Raw genomic sequence first — 21670 nt, 5'->3', positions numbered from 1 at the left:
TGTGAACGAATCGTGGAGGATGGATATGTCGGCGCCCGACCAGCAGGTCGTCGAGGCACTGCGTGCCTCGCTGAAGGAGAACGCCCGGCTTCAGCAGGAGAACAGCACACTCGTCGCGGCTGCCTCTGAGCCCATCGCGATCGTGTCCATGGCCTGCCGGTACGCCGGCGGAATCCGTGGCCCGGAGGACTTCTGGCGGGTGGTGTCCGAGGGCGCCGACGTCTACTCCACCTTCCCCGAGGACCGCGGCTGGGATGTCGAGGGCCTCTACAACCCGGACCCCGACAACCCCGGTACGACGTATGTCAGGGAGGGCGCCTTCCTGCACGACGCGGCGCAGTTCGACGCCGGGTTCTTCGGAATCTCGCCGCGTGAGGCCCTGGCCATGGACCCCCAGCAGCGACAGCTGCTCGAGGTGTCCTGGGAGACCTTCGAACGGGCCGGCATCGACCCCCACTCGGTGCGGGGCAGCGACATCGGGATGTTCGCGGGAGTCGTGCACCAGGACTACGCGCCGGACCTCAGCGGGTTCGAGGGATACCTCAGCCTGGAGCGCGCCCTGGGCACTGCCGGCGGCGTCGCCTCCGGTCGCGTCTCCTACACCCTCGGGCTCGAGGGCCCCGCGGTGACCGTCGACACCATGTGCTCCTCCTCGCTGGTGGCGATCCACCTCGCCGCGCAGGCGCTGCGCCGCGGCGAGTGCTCGATGGCGCTCGCGGGCGGCTCGACGGTGATGGCGACCCCGGGCGGGTTCGTCGGCTTCGCGCGTCAGCGCGCGCTCGCCTTCGACGGGCGCTGCAAGTCCTACGCCGCCGGCGCCGACGGCTCCGGCTGGGCCGAGGGCGTGGGCGTGGTGCTGCTGGAGCGGCTGTCGGTGGCGCGCGAGCGCGGCCACCAGGTGCTTGCCGTCATCCGCGGCAGTGCGGTCAACCAGGACGGTGCGTCCAACGGCCTGACCGCGCCGAACGGCCCCTCGCAGCAGCGGGTGATCCGCAAGGCCCTCGAGAGCGCCGGCCTCTCCCCGGCCGATGTGGACACGGTGGAGGGTCACGGCACCGGCACGGTGCTGGGTGACCCGATCGAGGCGCAGGCACTGCTGGCCACCTACGGGCAGGGCCGCGACCCGGAACAGCCGCTGTGGCTCGGATCGGTCAAGTCGGTCATCGGGCACACGCAGGCGGCGTCCGGCGTGGCCGCCGTGATCAACATGGTCCAGGCGCTGCGGCACAAGACGCTCCCGGCGACCCTGAACGTGGACGCGCCCACCCCCCAGGTGGACTGGTCCGCGGGTGCGGTGGAGCTGCTGACCGAGTCGCGGGAGTGGCCCGAGAACGGCCGCCCGCGCCGGGCCGGCGTCTCCGCTTTCGGGGCCAGCGGTACGAACGCGCACATGATCCTGGAAGAGGCGCCCGCCGAGGAGGCGGAGCCCGTCGCGGACGTGGCGCAGCCCGCCGGTGTGGTGCCGTTGGTGGTGTCGGCGGGGACCGCTGCCTCGCTGGCGGCCCAGGCCGGGCGGCTGGCGGCGTTCGTCGAGGACGCCGGTGAGGTGCCGCTGGCGGACGTGGCCGGAACGCTGGTGTCGGGCCGCGCCGTGCTCGGTGAGCGCGCGGTGGTGCTCGCGGGTTCCCACGACGAGGCGCTGGCCGGCCTGCAGGCGCTGGCGCGCGGTGAGAACGCGGCCGGTGTGGTGACCGGTTCGGGTGCGCCGGGCAAGGTCGTGTGGGTGTTCCCGGGTCAGGGTTCGCAGTGGGCCGGCATGGGCCGTGAACTGCTCGACTCCTCCCCGGTGTTCGCCGGGCGGATCGCGGAGTGCGCCGCCGCCCTGGAGCGGTGGGTGGAATGGTCGCTGATCGACGTACTGCGCGGCGACGCCGAACCCGAGCTCCTCGACCGGGTCGACGTCCTGCAGCCGGCGAGCTTCGCGGTGATGGTCGGTCTGGCCGCGGTGTGGGCCTCCGTGGGCGTCGAGCCCGACGCGGTGCTCGGCCACTCCCAGGGCGAGATCGCGGCCGCCTGTGTGGCGGGTGCGCTCTCGCTGGAGGACGCGGCGCGCGTGGTGGCGCTGCGCAGCCAGGCCATCGCCAAGGACCTGGCCGGCCGTGGCGGTATGGCTTCGGTCGCGCTGACCGAGGAAGAGGCCGTCGCGCGTCTGGAGCGCTGGGCGGACCGGGTCGAGGTCGCGGCGGTCAACGGCCCGTCCTCCGTGGTGATCGCCGGTGACGCCGAGGCGCTGGACGAGGCGCTGGACGCGCTGGAGGACCAGGGCGTCCGAGTGCGTCGGGTCGCGGTGGACTACGCCTCGCACACCCGGCACGTCGAGGACATCCGCGACGCGCTCGCCGAGGCGCTGGCCGGGGTCGGCGCGCAGGCCCCGACGGTGCCGTTCTACTCCACCGTCACCGGTACGTGGGTCGAGGACGCCGGCGTCCTCGACGGCGGGTACTGGTACCGGAACCTGCGGGCACAGGTGGGCTTCGGCCCGGCGGTGGCCGCGCTGCTCGAGCAGGGTCACGGGGTGTTCGTCGAGGTCAGTGCCCACCCGGTGCTGGTCCAGCCGATCACCGAGACCGTCGACAAGGCCGACACCGGCACCGATGTGGTGGTGACCGGGTCCCTGCGGCGTCAGGACGGCGGCCTGCGACGGCTGCTGGCCTCGATGGCCGAGCTGTTCGTCCGCGGTGTGGCCCTGGACTGGGCCGAGGTTCTGCCCGGTGGAGCGGCCTTCCGGCGCGTGGACCTGCCGACCTACGCCTTCGACCACCAGCACTACTGGATCCAGATGGCCGGCTCGGCCACGGATGCGGCGTCGCTGGGGCTGACCGGGGCCGATCACCCGCTGCTGGGCGCGGTGGTGCAGCTGCCGCAGTCCGACGGCCTGGTCTTCACCTCGCGGCTGTCGCTGCGCACGCACCCCTGGCTGGCCGGTCACGCCATCGGCGGCGTGGTGATCATCCCCGGCACGATGTACGTCGACCTCGCGGTGCGCGCCGGCGACGAGTTCGGCTACGGAGTACTGGAAGAACTCGTGATCGAGGCACCCCTGGTGCTCCCCGAGCACGGCGGAGTGCGGTTGCAGGTCGCGGTCGGCGGACCGAACCCGACCGGCACGCGCACGGTGGACGTGTACTCCCAGCGCGAGGACGCCGCCGGCGAGGGTGGCGCGAGCGATTGGACGCGGCACGCTACCGGACTCCTGGCGGAGCCTTCGGCGACACGCGCAACGGCGCAGGGATTCGACTTCGCCGCGTGGCCGCCGGCCGGTGCGGAGCCCGTCGAGGTCGGGAACTTCTACACCGACCTGCTCGAGCGCGGCTACGCGTACGGTCCGGCGTTCCAGGGCCTGCGGGCGGTGTGGCGGCGCGGTGACGAGGTCTTCGCCGAGGCCGTCCTGCCCGAGGAACAGCGGGAGGACGCCGGCAAGTTCGGCATGCACCCGGCGCTGCTGGACGCCGCCCTCCACACGAACGCCTTCGCCAATCCGGACGACGACCGCCAGGTGCTGCCGTTCGCCTGGAACGGGCTGGTGCTGCACGCCGTGGGTGCCTCGGCACTGCGGGTGCGGATCGCGCCGAGCGGCCCGGACGCGCTGTCGTTCCAGGCCTCCGACGAGACCGGCGACATGGTCCTGACGATGGACTCGCTGGTGTCCCGTGAGGTGTCCACCGACCAGCTGGGCGCCGCGGCAGGCGACGAGAGCCGCGACACGCTCTTCGGGGTGGAGTGGACCGAGCTGCCCTCGGCTCAGGGCACGGAGGCTTCGCCGTCGTGGGCGCCGGTGTCCGCCGCCGACGACGTCGTGGCTCTGGCCGGGAGCGCGGGAGTCCCGGCGGTGGCGGTCCTGCAGGCCGTGGCCGGCGCTGACAGCGAGGACGCGGCACTGGCGTTGACCTCCCGGGTGCTGGAGGTCGTACAGGCGTGGCTGGCCGGGACCGGGCTGGAGGAGTCGCGGCTGGTCGTCCTGACCCGCGGCGCGGTTCCCGCCGGTGACGGCACGGTGAGCGACCCGGCCGGTTCGGCGGTGTGGGGTCTGGTGCGTGCCGCCCAGGCCGAGAACCCCGAGCGGATCATCCTGATCGACACCGACCCGGCCTCCGGCGACGGAGCGGAATCCGTCCTGGGTACGGTCCTGGGTCCGGTGCTGGCCAGTGGCGAGCCGCAGGTCGCGGTGCGCGCAGCGGCCCTCTCCGTCCCCCGGCTCGTCCGGGCCGGCGGTGAAGTCCCGGACGCCCCCGCGGTGTTCGCGACCGAAGGGACCGTCCTGGTCACCGGTGGCACCGGCGCCCTGGGCGCACTGGTGGCCCGTCACCTGGTCACCCGGCACGGCGTGCGGCACCTCGTGCTCGCGAGCCGTCGGGGTACGGACGCGGAGGGCGTGGCGGAACTGGTCGCCGAGCTCACCGAGCAGGGTGCGGCCGTGTCGGTGGCGTCCTGTGACGTGTCCGACCGGGCCCAGGTCGAGGCCTTGCTGGCCTCGGTACCGGCCGAGCACCCTCTGACCGGTGTCGTGCACATGGCCGGCGTCCTGGACGACGGCGTGATCGCGGCGCTGACCCCGGAGCGGCTGGCCGGGGTGTTCGCGCCGAAGGTGGACGCGGTACGCCACCTCGACGAGCTGACCCGAGGCCTGGACCTCGACGCCTTCGTGGTGTTCTCGTCGGCTGCCTCGCTCATGGGGTCGGCCGGACAGGGCAACTACGCGGCGGCGAACGCCTACCTCGACGGGCTGATGGCCGGCCGCCGGGCGGCAGGCCTGCCCGGTCTGTCGCTGGCCTGGGGTCTGTGGGAGCAGGCCAACGGATTGACCGCTCACCTCAGCGCCGTCGACCAGGCCCGTATGAGCCGCGGTGGCGTGCTGGCGATAACGCCGGCCGAGGGCCTGGACATCTTCGACGTCGGCCTGCACGCCGGCCAGGCGCTGCTGGTCCCGATCAAGCTGGACCTGAAGATCATGCGAAGCCAGGCAGCGGCCGGCGGGGGAGTCCCGCACCTGCTGCGCGGCCTGGTACGCGCGGGCCGACGCCTGGCGCGGGCGGCTTCCGGCGACAGCAGCGGACTGGTCCGCCGACTCGCGGGGCTGCCCCAGGCCGAGCAGGAGAGCATCCTGCTGACCATCGTCCAGGACGAGGCGAGCGCCGTACTCGGATTCAGCGGCCCCGAACTGGCTCAGGGCACCCGTGGATTCAGCGACATCGGGTTCGACTCGCTGACCGCGGTCGAGCTGCGGAACCGGCTTAGCGCGGCGACCGGCGTGAAACTGCCGGCCACGCTGATCTTCGACTACCCCACCCCGGTGGTCCTCGCCCGTCACCTGCGCGAGGAGCTCGGTGACGCGGCGGACGGCGCCGCCCCCGCCACCGCGGTGGCCGTCGTCGCGGATCCCGACGAGCCGATCGCGATCGTCGGGATGGCGTGCCGCCTGCCGGGCGGTGTCGCGGGTCCCGAGGACCTGTGGCAGTTGCTGCAGGAGCGCCGCGAGGGCATGTCGTCCTTCCCGGACGACCGTGGCTGGGACCTGGAGGGCCTCTACGACCCGAACCCGGACAGCGCGGGCACCTCGTACACGAGCACGGGCGGATTCCTCCACGAGGCCGCGCAGTTCGACGCGGGATTCTTCGGCATCTCGCCGAACGAGGCGCTGGCGATGGACCCCCAGCAGCGGTTGCTGCTGGAGGCCTCCTGGGAGGCGCTGGAACGCGCGGGCATCGACCCGGCCGCGGCACAGGGCAGCAACATCGGCGTCTTCTCCGGCGTCTCCATCCACGACTACGTCGAGTCCCTCACCAACGTGCCCGCGGAGCTCGAAGGCTTCGTCACGACCGCCACGGCGGGAAGCGTGGCCTCGGGCCGCGTGTCGTACACCTTCGGTTTCGAGGGCCCGGCGGTGACGGTGGACACGGCGTGTTCCTCGTCGCTGGTGGCGATGCATCTTGCCGCGCAGGCGCTGCGGCAGGGCGAGTGCTCCATGGCGCTCGCCGGCGGTGTCGCCGTGATGGGCTCGCCGATCGGAGTCCTCGGCATGTCGCGGCAGCGCGGCCTGGCATCCGACGGGCGGTGCAAGGCGTACGGGGACGGCGCGGACGGCACGGTGCTGTCCGAGGGTGTCGCCCTCGTGGTGCTGGAGCGGCTGTCGGTGGCGCGTGAGCGCGGGCACCGGGTGCTGGCGGTGCTGCGCGGCAGCGCCGTCAACCAGGACGGTGCGTCGAACGGTCTGACGGCGCCGAACGGTCCCTCGCAGCAGCGGGTGATCCGCAGGGCCCTGGACAGCGCCGGGCTTTCCCCGTCCGACGTGGACGTGGTGGAGGGTCACGGAACCGGTACGGCCCTGGGTGACCCGATCGAGGCGCAGGCACTGCTCGCGACCTACGGACGGGACCGGAACCCGGAGCAGCCGCTGTGGCTCGGCTCCCTGAAGTCGAACATCGGTCACACACAGGCCGCCGCGGGCGTGGCCGGTGTCATCAAGATGGTGCAGGCGCTGCGCCACGGCGTGATGCCCGCCACCCTGCATGCGGACGAGCCCTCGAAGAAGGTGGACTGGTCCGAGGGAGCCATCGAGCTGCTGACCGAGGCCCGCGAGTGGTCGCGCAACGGCCATCCGCGCCGGGTCGGCGTCTCCTCGTTCGGCATCAGCGGTACGAACGCGCACCTGATCCTGGAAGAGGCACCGCCGCAGGCGGCGGAGCCCGGCTCCGAAGAGCAGGCGCCTGCGGGTGTCGTACCGCTGGTGGTGTCGGCGCGGAGCACCGCTTCTCTGGCCGGTCAGGCCGAGCGGCTCGCGGCGTTCCTCAAGGGCGCCGACGGGGTGTCGCCGGCGGCTGTGGCCGGGGCGCTGGTGTCGGACCGCGGGGTCTTCGGCGAGCGTGCGGTGGTCGTGGCCGAATCGGGCGACGAGGCGCTGGCGGGACTGAAGGCGCTGGCGCAGGGAGAGAACGCGCCGGGTGTGGTGTCCGGCAGTGCCGGTTCGGGTGCGCCGGGCAAGGTCGTGTGGGTGTTCCCGGGTCAGGGTTCGCAGTGGGCCGGCATGGGCCGCGAACTGCTCGAGTCCTCCCCGGTGTTCGCGGAGCGGATCGCGGAGTGCGCGGCTGCCCTGGATCCGTTCGTGGACTGGTCGCTGCTGGATGTGCTGCGCGGCGAGACGGACCCCGAGCTCATGGAGCGGGTCGACGTCCTCCAGCCGGCGAGCTTCGCGGTGATGGTCGGCCTGGCGGCCGTGTGGTCGTCCGTGGGCGTGAAGCCCGATGCGGTGCTGGGCCACTCCCAGGGTGAGATCGCGGCCGCTTGTGTGGCGGGCGCTCTCTCGCTGCAGGACGCGGCGCGCGTCGTGGCACTGCGGAGCCAGGCCATCGCCAAGGACCTGGCAGGCCGTGGCGGTATGGCGTCGGTCGCCCTGTCCGAGGACGAGGCGGTCGCGCGGATCCAGCCGTGGGCGGACCGTGTGGAGGTCGCTGCCGTCAACGGGCCGTCGTCGGTGGTCGTCGCCGGTGACGCGCAGGCGCTGGACGAGGCCCTGGAGGCCCTGTCCGCCGAGGGCGTCCGGGTGCGTCGGGTCGCGGTGGACTACGCCTCGCACACCCGCCACGTGGAGGACATCCGCGACGCGCTCGCCCAGACCCTCGCCGGGATCAGCGGGCAGGCGCCGAAGGTGCCGTTCTACTCCACCGTCACGGGCGGTTGGGTTTCGGACGCCGGGGTGCTGGACGGCGGGTACTGGTACCGGAACCTGCGGGGCCAGGTGGGCTTCGGCCCGGCCGTGGCCGAGCTGCTGGGCCAGGGCCACGGGGTGTTCGTCGAGGTCAGCGCCCACCCGGTGCTGGTCCAGCCGATCACCGAGACCGTGGACACCACGGAGGCCGATGTCGTGGTGACCGGTTCGCTGCGCCGTGAGGACGGCGGTCTGCGCCGCCTCCTCGCCTCGATGGCCGAGCTGTTCGTCCGGGGTATCGCCCTCGACTGGAACGGCGTACTGCCGCAGACGCCGGCATCCCGACGAGTCGACCTGCCGACCTACGCCTTCGACCACCAGCACTACTGGCTCCAGTTGGCCGAGTCGGCCACCGACGCGGCGTCGCTGGGTCAAATGACGGCCGATCACCCGCTGCTGGGCGCTGTGGTGCAGCTGCCGCAGTCCGACGGGCTGGTCTTCACCTCCAGGCTGTCGCAGCGCACGCACGCCTGGCTGGCCGATCACACGGTCGGCGGCACGGTGCTCGTCCCGGGCACCGGACTGGTGGAACTGGCCGTGCGGGCAGGCGACGAGGCCGGGTGCGGGGTCCTGGAAGAGCTGATGATCGAGACGCCGCTGATCGTGCCCGAGCACGGCGGCGTACGCGTCCAGGTCGCGGTGGGCGGACCGGGTGAGAACGGCTCGCGGACCGTGCAGGTGTACTCGCTGCGCGAGGACGCTGCCGGCGCGGACATGTGGACGCGGCACGCCACCGGTGTGCTGTCGGCCTCGGCCCCTGCGGGCGGCACCGGGTTCGACTTCGCCGCCTGGCCGCCGGCCGGTGCGCAGCCGGTCGAGGTCGGGGGTCTCTACTCCGACCTGGTCGAGCGCGGTCTCGGCTACGGTCCGGCGTTCCAGGGAGTGCGGGCGGTCTGGCGCCGTGGCGAGGAACTCTTCGCCGAGGTCGCCCTGCCCGAGGAACAGCGCAAGGAGGCCGAGAAGTTCGGTATCCACCCGGCGCTGCTGGACGCTGCCCTGCAGGCCGGGACGGTCGACGGCGCGGCGGAGGAATCCGGTGCGGTGCGGCAGCCGCTGGACTGGAACGGGCTGGTGCTGCACGCCGTGGGTGCCTCGGCGCTGCGCGTACGGCTGGCCCCGGTCGGCCCGGACGCGCTGTCGGTCGAGGCTGCCGACGAGACCGGCGGCCTCGTGGTGACGCTGGACTCGGTGGTGTCCCGTCCGGTGACCGTCGGCCAGTTGGAGACGGCGGCGGACACGGCGGTCGCCAACTCGTTGTACGGGGTGGAGTGGACCGAGCTGTCCCCGGCTGACGTGGCGGAGCCCTCTCCGTGGTGGGTGCCGGTGGCCAACGCCGGTGATGTGACGGCCCTGGCCGACAGCGACGAGGTACCGGCGGTGGCGCTGCTGGACGCGGTCGGCGGCGACGGCGAGGACGCGGCCCTGGCCCTGTCCTCCCGGGTGCTGGAGGTCGTGCAGGCGTGGCTGGCCGGGACCGGGCTGGAGGAGTCGCGGCTGGTCGTCGCGACGCGTGGCGCGGTTCCCGCCGGCGCCGACGGCGCGGTGACCGATCCGGCCGGTTCGGCGGTGTGGGGTCTGGTGCGTGCCGCTCAGGTCGAAAACCCCGACCGGATCGTCCTGATCGACACCGATCCCGCCGCCGAAGGCAATCTCGAGCTCGTTCTGAGTTCGGTGCTGGCCAGCGGCGAGCCGCAGGTCGCGGTGCGCGGAACGGCCCTCTCCGTCCCCCGGCTCGTCCGGGCCGGCGGTGAAGTCCCGGACGCTCCCGCGGTGTTCGGGCCGGAAGGCACGGTTCTGGTGACGGGTGGTACCGGGGCGTTGGGCGCTGTGGTGGCCCGTCACCTGGTCACCCGGCACGGCGTACGCAGTCTGGTGCTGGCCAGCCGGAAGGGCCCGGATGCCGAGGGAGCTGCGGAGCTGCTCGCCGAGCTCACCGAGCAGGGTGTGGTCGTGTCGGTGGCGTCCTGTGACATGTCCGACCGCGACCAGGTCGAGGCCTTGCTGGCCTCGGTCCCGGCCGAGCACCCCCTGACCGGCGTCGTGCACACCGCCGGTGTGCTGGATGACGCCGTGATCACGGCGCTGACCCCGGAACAGCTGGAGACGGCATTCGCGCCGAAGGTGAACGCGGTGCAGCACCTCGATGCGCTGACCCGAGGCCTGGACCTCGACGCCTTCGTGGTGTTCTCGTCGGCTGCCTCGCTCATGGGGTCGGCCGGACAGGGCAACTACGCGGCGGCGAACGCCTACCTCGACGGGCTGATGGCCGGCCGCCGGGCGGCAGGCCTGCCGGGTCTGTCGCTGGCCTGGGGCCAGTGGCAGCAGACCGCCGGCATGGGGGGCCTGCGGCTGGCGGCTGCGGAGGGCATGGAGCTCTTCGATGCCGCCACCGGGTCCGGGCAGGCGCTGCTGGTGCCGGTCAAGCTGGACCTGCGGACGCTGCGCACCCAGGCAGCGGCCGGCGGGGAAGTCCCGCATCTGCTGCGCGGCCTGGTACGGGCGGGCCGGCAGCTGGCGCGGTCGGCATCCGCCACGGACGGCGGGCTGCTCCGTCGCCTGGCCGGGCTGACCGCGGCGGAGCAGGAGGTACTGCTCCTCGATCTGGTCCGTGCCCAGGCCGCGGTCGTGCTGGGGCACGCAGGACCGGAGGGCGTGCAGGCGGAGATGGCGTTCAAGGAAGCGGGATTCGACTCGCTCACGTCCGTGGCATTGCGCAATGGGCTGTGTGAGTCGACCGGTCTGAAGCTTCCGGCCACGCTGATCTTCGACTATCCGACTCCGCTGGCCCTCGCTCGACACCTGCACCACGAATTGCTCCCGGATAGCGACGCGATTGACTCGGAAGTGGACGAGGAACGACTGCGGAACGCGCTCGTATCCCTCCCGCTGGCCCGGTTCCGGGAAGCTGGATTGATGGATGCCCTGGTCAAGCTGGTCGCCCTCGGCGATGGTGACCCGGAAATCGGCTCGAACGACGAGGCCGATGAGGAAAGGGCGATCGCCGAGCTGGGCGTCGATGATCTCGTTCAAATGGCGCTCGGCGACTGAAATCCTTCGGAACCGCTAAATGATTGGGGCAGTTAAGTGAGTGCGTCGTATGAAAAGGTCGTCGAGGCGCTGAGGAAGTCGCTGGAAGAAGTCGGTTCGCTGAAGAAGCAGAACCGGCAACTCGTCGGCGCTTCCCGCGAGCCGATAGCGATCGTGGGGATGGCGTGCCGTTTGCCGGGTGGCGTGGCGGGGCCGGAGGACTTGTGGGGCTTGGTGTCCGAGGGCCGGGACGCGATGTCGTCCTTCCCCGACGACCGAGGCTGGGACCTGGAGGGTCTGTTCGACCCGGATCCCGACCACGCGGGTACCTCATACACCAGCATGGGCGGATTCCTCCACGAGGCTCCGCAGTTCGACGCGGGGTTCTTCGGGATCTCCCCGCGTGAGGCGCTGGCGATGGACCCCCAGCAGCGGTTGCTGCTGGAGACCTCCTGGGAGGCGCTGGAGGCCGCCGGTATCAACCCGGTCTCGCTGAAGGGCACCGATGTCGGGGTGTTCTCCGGGACGTCCACTCAGGGCTACGGGGCCGGTTCGGACGCGCCGGAGGCCGAGGGCTTCGGGGTCACGGGCACGCTGTCGAGCGTGGCCTCGGGCCGGGTGTCGTACGTGCTCGGCCTCGAGGGCCCGGCGGTCACGGTCGACACCGCGTGTTCGTCCTCGCTGGTCGCGATGCACCTGGCCGCGCAGGCGCTGCGCCAGGGCGAGTGCTCGATGGCGCTCGCCGGCGGCGCGACGGTCATGGCGACGCCCGGCGCCTTCGTGGAGTTCTCGCGGCAGCGGGGCCTGGCCGCTGACGGCCGGTGCAAGGCGTTCTCCTCGGCGGCTGACGGCACGGGCTGGGCCGAGGGCGTCGGTGTGGTCGTGCTGGAGCGGCTGTCGGTGGCGCGTGAGCGCGGTCACCGGGTGCTGGCGGTGCTGCGTGGCAGCGCCGTCAACCAGGACGGCGCTTCCAATGGCCTGACCGCGCCGAACGGTCCCTCGCAGCAGCGGGTCATCCGCAAGGCGCTGACCGGTGCCGGGCTTTCCCCGTCCGACGTGGACGTGGTGGAGGCTCACGGAACCGGCACCACCCTGGGTGACCCCATCGAAGCGCAGGCGCTGCTGGCGACCTACGGGCGGGACCGGAATCCGGAACAGCCGCTGTGGCTCGGCTCGCTCAAGTCGAACATCGGTCACACGCAGGCCGCCGCGGGCGTGGCCGGTGTCATCAAGATGGTGCAGGCGCTGCGCCACGGCGTGATGCCCGCCACCCTGCACGTGGACGCGCCCACCCCGCAGGTGGACTGGTCCGCGGGCGCGGTGGAACTGCTGACCGAGTCGCGGGAATGGCCGCAGAACGGCCGTCCGCGTCGCGCCGGTGTCTCCGCGTTCGGAGTCAGCGGCACGAACGCGCACCTGATCCTGGAGGAGGCGCCCGCCGAGGAGGCGGAGTCCGCCTCGGCGGAGTCGGCCCCTGCGGGTGTGGTGCCGTTGGTGGTGTCGGCGCGGAGCGCCGGTTCCCTGGCCGGTCAGGCGAAGCGGCTCGCGGCATTCGTCGAGGGCGCCGATGGGGTGTCGCCGGCGGAGGTGGCGGGGGCGCTCGTATCGGACCGTGCGCTGCTGGGCGAGCGCGCGGTGGTGGTCGCGGGTTCGAACGAGGAGGCGCTGGCCGGGCTGCAGGCGCTGGCACGCGGCGAGAGCGCGGCCGGTGTGGTGTCCGGCAGCGCGGCCGGTTCGGGTGCGCCGGGCAAGGTCGTGTGGGTGTTCCCGGGTCAGGGCTCGCAGTGGGCCGGCATGGGCCGTGAACTGCTCGACTCCTCCCCGGTGTTCGCGGAGCGGATCGCGGAGTGCGCGGCTGCTCTGGAGCCCTTCGTGGACTGGTCGCTGATCGACGTACTGCGCGGCGAGACCGCCCCCGAGCTCATGGAGCGGGTCGACGTACTGCAGCCGGCGAGCTTCGCGGTGATGGTCGGTCTGGCCGCGGTCTGGGAATCGGTCGGGATCAAGGCCGACGCGGTGCTCGGCCACTCTCAGGGCGAGATCGCCGCCGCGTGTGTGGCGGGTGCGCTCTCGCTGCAGGACGCGGCGCGCGTGGTGGCGCTGCGCAGCCAGGCCATTGCCAAGGATCTGGCCGGTCGCGGTGGGATGGCTTCGGTCGCCCTGTCCGAGGACGAGGCCGTCGCGAGGATCCAGCCGTGGGCGGACCGCGTGGAGGTGGCCGCGGTCAACGGGCCGTCCTCCGTGGTCGTCGCCGGTGACGCGCAGGCGCTGGACGAGGCCCTGGAGGCCCTGTCCGCCGAGGGCGTCCGGGTGCGTCGGGTCGCGGTGGACTACGCCTCGCACACCCGCCACGTGGAGGACATCCGCGACGCGCTCGCCCAGACCCTCGCCGGGATCAGCGCGCAGGCGCCGAAGGTGCCGTTCTACTCCACCGTCACCGGTACCTGGGTCGAGGACGCCGACGTCCTGGACGGTGAGTACTGGTACCGGAACCTGCGGGGCCAGGTGGGCTTCGGCCCGGCCGTGGCCGGCCTGCTCGAGCAGGGCCACGGCGTGTTCGTCGAGGTCAGTGCCCACCCGGTGCTGGTCCAGCCGATCACCGAGACCGTCGACAACACCGACACCGGCACCAATGTGGTGGTGACGGGTTCGCTGCGGCGTGAGGACGGCGGTCTGCGACGGCTGCTGGCCTCGATGGCCGAGCTGTTCGTCCGGGGCATCGCGCTGGACTGGAGCGGTGTGCTGCCGCAGACGCCGTCGTCCCGGCGCGTGGCGCTGCCCACCTACGCGTTCGACCACCAGCACTACTGGCTCCAGCCGGGCGAGTCGGCCACCGACGCCGCCTCACTGGGACAGGCAACGGCCGACCACCCGCTGCTGGGTGCTGTGGTGCGGCTGCCGCAGTCGGACGGGCTGGTCTTCACCTCGAGGCTGTCGCTGCGCACGCACCCCTGGCTGGCCGATCACGCGATCGGTGGTGTGGTGCTCCTCCCGGGCACCGGGCTGCTCGAGCTCGCGGTCCGCGCCGGCGACGAGGCCGGATGCGGCGTCCTGGAAGAACTCGTGATCGAGGCGCCGCTGGTGGTGCCCGAGCACGGCGGCGTACGTATCCAGGTCGCCGTCGGCGGACCGGGTGCGAACGGCTCGCGCACGGTGGAGGTGTACTCCCAGCGCGAAGACGCCGTCGACGAGGGCGGCGCAGAGACGTGGACGCGACACGCCACCGGCATGCTGGCGGCCGCGCCGGCACCGGGGACGGGGCAGACGTTCGACTTCGCCGCGTGGCCCCCGGCCGGTGCGCAGCCGGTCGAGGTCGGGGACTTCTACGCCGGCCTGGAGGAGCGCGGCTTCGGCTACGGTCCGGCGTTCCAGGGCCTGCGGGCGGTGTGGCGCCGTGGCGAGGAGGTCTTCGCCGAGGTCGCCCTGCCCGAGGAGCAGCGCAAGGAGGCCGACAAGTTCGGCCTCCACCCCGCGCTGCTGGACGCGGCCCTGCAGGCCGGCACCTTCGCCTCTGCTGCGGGCACGGAAGGGGAGGAACCCGGGGAGGCGGTGCTGGCCTTCGCGTGGAACGGGCTGGAACTGCACGCCGTGGGTGCCTCCGCACTGCGCGTACGGGTCGCCCCGGTCGGCCCGGACGCGCTGTCGGTCGAGGCTGCCGACGAGACCGGCGGCCTGGTCGTGACGCTGGACTCGGTGGTGTCCCGGGCGGTGTCCGCCGAGCAGTTGGAGACGGCGGCGGACGCGGCGGTCGCCGATTCGCTGTTCGGCGTGGAGTGGACCGAGCTGTCCCCGGCCGAGGTGACGGAGCCTTCGCCGTGGTGGATGCCGGTCGCCACGGCTGATGATGTGGCGGACCTGGCCGAGAGCGCCGGAGCGCCGGCCGTGGTGGTCCTGGAGGCCGTCGGCGGTGACGGCGAGGACGCGGTCCTGGCCCTGTCCTCCCGGGTACTGGAGATCCTGCAGACCTGGCTGGACGGTGCCGGGCTGGAGGAGTCGCAGCTGGTGGTCGTGACGCGCGGTGCGGTTCCCGCCGGCGCCGACGGCGCGGTGAGCGACCCGGCCGGATCGGCGGTGTGGGGTCTGGTGCGTGCCGCCCAGGCCGAGAACCCCGACCGGATCGTCCTGATCGACGCCGACCCCGCTGCCGAAGGCGATGTGGAGCCGGTGCTCGGTGCCGTACTGGCCAGCGGCGAGCCGCAGGTCGCGGTGCGCGGAACGGCCCTTTCCGTCCCCCGGCTCGTCCGGGCCGGCGGTGAAGTCCCGGATGCTCCCGCGGTGTTCGGGCCCGAAGGCACCGTCCTGGTCACGGGTGCCACCGGGGCGCTGGGCGCTCTGGTGGCCCGTCACCTGGTCACCCGGCACGGCGTGCGCAGCCTCGTGCTCGCAAGCCGACGGGGTGCGGATGCCGAGGGTGCGCAGGACCTGGTCACCGAGCTCACCGAGCAGGGTGCGGCCGTGTCGCTGGTGGCCTGCGACGTGTCCGACCGCGACCAGGTGGAGGCCCTGCTGGCATCCGTGCCGGCCGAGCACCGCCTGACCGGTGTCGTACACACCGCGGGTGTGTTCGATGACGGTGTGATCGGGGCGCTCACCCCGGAGCGGCTGGCCGGCGTGTTCGCACCGAAGGTGGACGCGGTACGGCACCTCGACGAGTTGACCCGTGACCTGGACCTCGACGCCTTCGTCGTGTACTCGTCCGTCGCGGGCGTGTTCGGCGGTGGCGCCCAGGGCAATTACGCGGCGGCGAACGCCTTCCTCGACGGGCTGATGTCGCGCCGTCGGGCGGCGGGCCTGCCGGGTCTGTCGCTCGCCTGGGGCCTGTGGGAGCGGACCCTCGGCATGGCCGCGAACCTCAGCAGCGTCGACCAAGCTCGCGCGAGCCGTAGCGGCGTACTGGAGATCACGGCGGACGAGGGCCTGGATCTGTTCGACGCCGGCCTGCACGCGGGCCGGGCCCTGCTGGTGCCGATCAAGCTGGACCTGCGGACGCTGCGCGCCCAGGCCGGATCCGGCGGGGGAGTCCCGCATCTGCTGCGCGGCCTGGTACGAGCCGGCCGGCAGGTTGCGCGGGCTGTGGCCGCCACGGACGGCGGGCTGGCCGGCCGCCTGGCCGGGCTCACCGGGGCAGAACAGGAAACACTGCTTCTTGACGTGGTGCGTGCTCAGGCCGCGGTCGTGCTCGGGCATGCCGGGCCGGAGGGCGTCCGGGCGGAGATGGCGTTCAAGGACGTCGGGTTCGACTCCCTCACCTCGGTGGAGCTGCGCAACCGGCTCCGTGAGGCGACCGGTCTGAAGCTGCCTGCCACTCTGGTCTTCGACTACCCGACCCCGCTGGCCCTCTCCCGCTACCTGCGCGAGGAGTTCGGTGACGTGGCGCCCGCGCCGGCGGCACCCGCGGCCGTGGTGGCCGATGCGGGTGAACCGCTCGCGATCGTGGGCATGGCGTGCCGGCTGCCGGGTGGCGTGACCGGGCCCGAGGACCTGTGGCGGCTGGTGTCCGAGGGCCGGGACGCGGTGTCGTCCTTCCCCGACGACCGTGGCTGGGACCTGGAGGGTCTGTTCGACTCCGATCCCGACAGCGCGGGTACCTCGTACACCAGCAAGGGCGGATTCCTGCACGACGCGGGGCAGTTCGACGCGGGGTTCTTCGGGATCTCGCCGCGTGAGGCCCTGGCCATGGACCCCCAGCAGCGGTTGCTGCTGGAGACCTCCTGGGAGGCGCTCGAGGGCGCCGGTATCGATCCGGTGTCGCTGAAGGGCACCGATGTCGGCGTGTTCTCCGGGGTGTCCGGTCAGGGCTACGGAGTCGGTGCGGACGCACCGGAGCTGGAAGGCTTCGCGGTCACCGGGTCGGTGTCGAGTGTGGCGTCGGGCCGGGTGTCGTACGTGCTGGGCCTCGAGGGTCCGGCGGTGACGGTGGACACGGCGTGCTCCTCGTCGCTGGTGGCGATGCACCTGGCCGCGCAGGCGCTGCGCCAGGGCGAGTGCTCGATGGCGCTCGCGGGCGGCGCGATGGTCATGGCGTCCCCCGGCGGCTTCACGGCGTTCTCGCGTCAGCGGGGCCTGGCCACCGATGGACGGTGCAAGGCGTACGCGGACGGCGCGGACGGCACGGTGCTGTCCGAGGGCGTGGGCGTAGTGCTGCTGGAGCGGTTGTCGGTGGCGCGTGAGCGTGGTCACCGGGTGCTGGCGGTGCTGCGTGGCAGTGCGGTGAACCAGGACGGTGCGTCGAACGGTCTGACGGCGCCGAACGGTCCCTCGCAGCAGCGGGTGATCCGCAGGGCGTTGGACAGTGCTGGTCTCTCCCCGTCCGATGTGGACGTGGTGGAGGGTCACGGCACGGGTACGGCCCTGGGTGACCCGATCGAGGCGCAGGCGCTGCTGGCGACCTACGGACGGGACCGCGATGCGGAGCGCCCGCTGTGGCTCGGCTCGCTGAAGTCGAACATCGGTCACTCGCAGGCAGCCGCCGGCGTGGCGGGTGTGATCAAGATGGTGCAGGCCCTGCGCCACGGTGTCATGCCTCCCACGCTGCACGTGGAGGAGCCCACGACCCAGGTGGACTGGTCCGAGGGCGCCATCGAGCTGCTGACCGAGGCCCGTGAGTGGCCGCGCAACGGTCACCCGCGCCGGGCCGGTGTCTCCTCGTTCGGCATCAGCGGTACGAACGCGCACCTGATCCTGGAAGAGGCGCCCGCCGAGTCGGCGGACCGCGTCTCCGAAGAGCAGGCGCCCGCTGGTGTGCTGCCGTTGGTGGTCTCCGCGCGCAGCGCCGGTTCCCTGGCCGGTCAGGCCGGGCGGCTGGCGGCGTTCGTCGAGGGCGCCGACGGGGTGTCGCTGGCCGACGTGGCCGGGGCGCTGGTGTCGGACCGTACGGCCTTCGGTGAGCGTGCGGTCATCCTGGCCGACTCGGCTGAGGAAGCGCTGCCGGGGCTGCGGGCACTGGCGCAGGGAGAGAACGCTCCCGGCGTCGTGATCGGCAGTGCCGGTTCGGGTGCGCCGGGCAAGGTCGTGTGGGTGTTCCCGGGTCAGGGTTCGCAGTGGGCCGGCATGGGCCGTGAACTGCTCGAGTCCTCCCCGGTGTTCGCCGAGCGGATCGCCGAATGTGCGGCTGCTCTGGACCCGTGGGTCGACTGGTCGCTGCTGGCAGTGCTGCGCGGCCAGACCGCTCCCGAGCTCATGGAGCGGGTCGACGTACTGCAGCCGGCCAGCTTCGCCGTGATGGTCGGTCTGGCCGCGGTGTGGTCGTCCGTGGGGGTCGAGCCGGACGCGGTTCTGGGCCACTCCCAGGGTGAGATCGCGGCCGCGTGTGTGGCGGGTGCGCTCTCGCTGCAGGACGCGGCGCGCGTGGTGGCGCTGCGCAGCCAGGCGATTGCCAAGGATCTGGCCGGGCGCGGTGGGATGGCGTCGGTCGCCCTGTCCGAGGACGAGGCGGTGACGCGGATCCAGCCGTGGGCGGACCGGGTCGAGGTGGCCGCGGTCAACGGGCCGTCGTCGGTGGTCGTCGCCGGTGACGCCGAGGCGCTGGACGAGGCGCTGGAGGCCCTGTCGGGCGAAGGCGTCCGGGTCCGTCGGGTCGCGGTGGACTACGCCTCGCACACCCGGCACGTTGAGGACATCCGCGAAAAGCTCGCCGAAGCGCTGGCCGGGGTCATCGCCCTGGCGCCGAAGGTGCCGTTCTACTCGACCGTCACCGGTACGTGGGTGGAGGACTCCGATGTCCTCGACGGCGAGTACTGGTACCGCAACCTGCGGGGCCAGGTGGGCTTCGGCCCGGCCGTGGCCGAGCTGCTGGGCCAGGGCCACGGGGTGTTCGTGGAGGTCAGTGCCCACCCGGTGCTGGTCCAGCCGATCAGCGAAACCGTCGACGACCGTCACGCCGATGTGGTGGTGACCGGTTCGCTGCGGCGTGAGGACGGCGGCCTGCGACGGCTGCTGGCCTCGATGGCCGAGCTGTTCGTCCGCGGTGTGGCCGTGGACTGGAGCGGTGTCCTGCCGCAGACGGCGGAGTCCCGGCGCGTGGAGCTGCCGACGTACGCCTTCGACCACCAGCACTACTGGCTCCAGCCGGGCGAGCCGGCCACCGATGCCGCGTCGCTCGGGCTTTCCGGAGCCGACCACCCGCTGCTGGGCGCTGTGGTGCGGTTGCCGCAGTCGGACGGGCTGGTCTTCACCTCGAGGCTGTCGCTGCGCACGCACCCCTGGCTGGCCGATCACGCGATCGGTGGTGTGGTGCTCCTCCCGGGCACCGGGCTGCTCGAGCTCGCGGTGCGGGCCGGCGACGAGGCCGGGTGCGGGGTCCTGGAGGAGCTGGTGATCGAGGCGCCGCTGGTGGTGCCCGAGCACGGCGGCGTACGTATCCAGGTCGCGGTCGGCGGACCGGGTGCGAACGGCTCGCGCACGGTGGAGGTGTACTCCCAGCGCGAGGACGCCGTGAGTGAGGGTGGCGCGGACGTTTGGACGCGGCACGCCACCGGCACGCTGTCGGCAGCGGCCCATGCGGGTGGCACCGGATTCGACTTCGCCGCCTGGCCGCCGGCCGGTGCGCAGCCGGTCGAGTCCGGGAACCTCTACACCGACCTGGCCGAGAGCGGGTTCGGCTACGGTCCGGCGTTCCAGGGCGTGCGTGCGGTGTGGCGTCGTGGCGATGAGGTCTTCGCCGAAGTGGTTCTGCCGGAGGAACTGCGCAAGGAAGCCGGCAAGTTCGGTCTCCACCCCGCGCTGCTGGACGCGGCCCTGCAGGCCGGCACCTTCGGTGCCGCGGCAGGCGCGGCTGAGGACGAATCCCGCGAGCCGGTGCTGGCGTTCGCATGGAACGGGCTCGTGCTGCACGCCGCCGGCGCCTCGGCACTGCGGGTACGGGTCGCTCCGTGCGGCCCGGACGCGCTCTCGGTCGAGGCCGCGGACGCGACCGGCGCCCTGGTGGTGACGATGGACTCGCTGGTGTCCCGGCCGGTGTCCGTCGAGCAGCTGGATGCCGCGGCAGCGGACGACAGCCGCTCCTACATGTTCGGGGTGGAGTGGACCGAGCTGTCCCTCGCCGAAGGACTGGAGCCTTCACCCTGGTGGGTGCCGGTGGCCGGTGCGGACGATGTGGCAGCCCTGGCCGACGACGCGGCATCCGGCCTCGGCGTGCCGGCGGCGGCGGTCCTGGACGCGGTGGGCGGCGACGGAGAGGACGCCGTACTGGCCCTGTCCTCCCGGGTGCTGGAGGTCGTACAGGCGTGGCTGGCCGGAGCCGGGCTGGAGGAGTCGCGGCTGGTCGTGCTGACCCGTGGCGCGGTTCCCGCCGGTGACGGCACGGTGAGCGACCCGGCCGGTTCGGCGGTGTGGGGTCTGGTGCGTGCCGCCCAGTCGGAGAACCCCGACCGGATCGTCCTGCTCGACACCGACCCCGCTGCCGACGGCAATGTGGAGCTCGTGCTGGGTGCGGTGCTGGCCAGTGGCGAGCCGCAGGTCGCGGTCCGCGGAACGGCCCTGTCCGTCCCCCGGCTCGTCCGGGTCGGCGACGAGGTCGCGGACGGCCCCGCGGTGTTCGGGCCGGAAGGCACGGTCCTGGTCTCGGGAGCCGGGTCGTTGGGCGCTCTGGCCGCCCGTCACCTGGTCACCCGGCAGGGCGTGCGCCATCTGATGCTGGCCAGCCGGAAGGGTCCGGATGCCGATGGCGTGGCGGACCTGGTCGCCGAACTCACCGAGCAGGGTGCCACGGTGTCGGTGGTGGCCTGTGACGTGTCCGACCGCGCTCAGGTCGAGGCCCTGCTGGCATCCGTGCCGGCCGAGCACCGCCTGACCGGTGTGGTGCACACCGCCGGTGTGTTCGACGCCGGAGTGATCGGGGCGCTGACCCCGGAGCGGCTCGCGAAGGTGTACGCGCCGAAGGTGAATGCGGTGCAGCACCTCGATGAACTGACCCGTGGCATGGACCTCGACGCCTTCATCGTCTACTCCTCCGCGTCGTCAGTCTTTATGGGAGCTGGTAGTGGCGGATACGCCGCTGCGAATGCTTTCCTGGACGGGTTGATGGCCCATCGGCGAGGGGCCGGCCTGCCGGGTCTGTCGCTTGCCTGGGGACCGTGGGATACGGCCACCAACTTGGGGGACACCATCGACGACCTCACCAAGGCTCAGATGAGCCGGCGTGAGGGACGTGGGGGCATCACGGCGCTCAAGCCGGCCGAGGGCATGGAGCTGTTCGGCGCGGCTGTGGGGTCCGGGCAGGCACTGCTGGTGCCGGTCAAGCTGGACCTGAAGGGCGCGCGAGCCGACGCGGCGGCCAGTGGCGGGGTTCCGTACCTGCTGCGCGGCCTGGTGCGAGTCGGCCGGCAGCAGGCTCAGGCGGCGGCGGCCACCGGCGAGGAGCGCCGGTCGCTGTCCGACCGGCTGGCCGGGCTCGGTGCGGCAGAGCAGGAGGCACTGCTGCTCGACCTGGTGCGTGCTCAGGTCGCGGTCGTGCTCGGGCATTCCGATCCCGGAAGCGTCCGGGCGGAGATGGCGTTCAAGGACGCCGGGTTCGACTCGCTGACGTCGGTGGAACTGCGGAACCGGGTGCGTGAGGTGACTGGTCTGAAGCTTCCGGCCACGCTCGTCTTCGACTACCCCACCCCGCTGACCCTCGCACGCCACCTGCGCGAGGAGTGCGGCGTCGAGGAGGCGTCCGCCGCCGATCCGGTGCTGGCCGGTCTCGCAGGTCTGGAGACGGCCATCGAGTCCGCGGCCTCCGACGAGGAGGCCCGCGAGCGGATCACCGTACGTCTGCGGGAGCTGCTGAAGGCAGCCGAGGCGGCCGGCGGTCCCGACGGGGCCGCGGGGACTGCGGACACGTCCGACGAGGATCTCGAATCCGCCAGTGACGAGGACCTGTTCGCGATCTTCGACCGGCTCGACTGAGCCGGACCGTACGGCCGGGCTCGGGTGGGCCCGGCCGTACGGCCCGCGTGGACC

The 21670-nt window shown here is 72.7% G+C and carries 2 protein-coding genes; both read left to right on the top strand.

All coding sequences use genetic code 11. From position 1 onward, the window contains the following. The first annotated feature begins 1 nt into the window (after nt 1). Nucleotides 2–10750: a type I polyketide synthase gene (locus OHA89_RS10775; protein ID WP_406366012.1), complete on the top strand. Its 10749-nt coding sequence runs from the start codon at nt 2–4 to the stop codon at nt 10748–10750. Nucleotides 10751–10786: 36 nt separating this feature from the next. Continuing rightward, on the top strand, nt 10787–21616 hold the full coding sequence (locus tag OHA89_RS10770) for a type I polyketide synthase (RefSeq protein WP_406366011.1): 10830 nt from the start codon (nt 10787–10789) through the stop codon (nt 21614–21616). Nucleotides 21617–21670: the final 54 nt, after the last annotated feature.

The organism is Streptomyces sp. NBC_01546, assembly GCF_045208355.1.
Taxonomy (GTDB): Bacteria; Actinomycetota; Actinomycetes; order Streptomycetales; family Streptomycetaceae; genus Streptomyces.
Note: the sequence above shows the minus strand (reverse complement) of the source record. Positions and strands in the feature narration are given on the sequence as shown.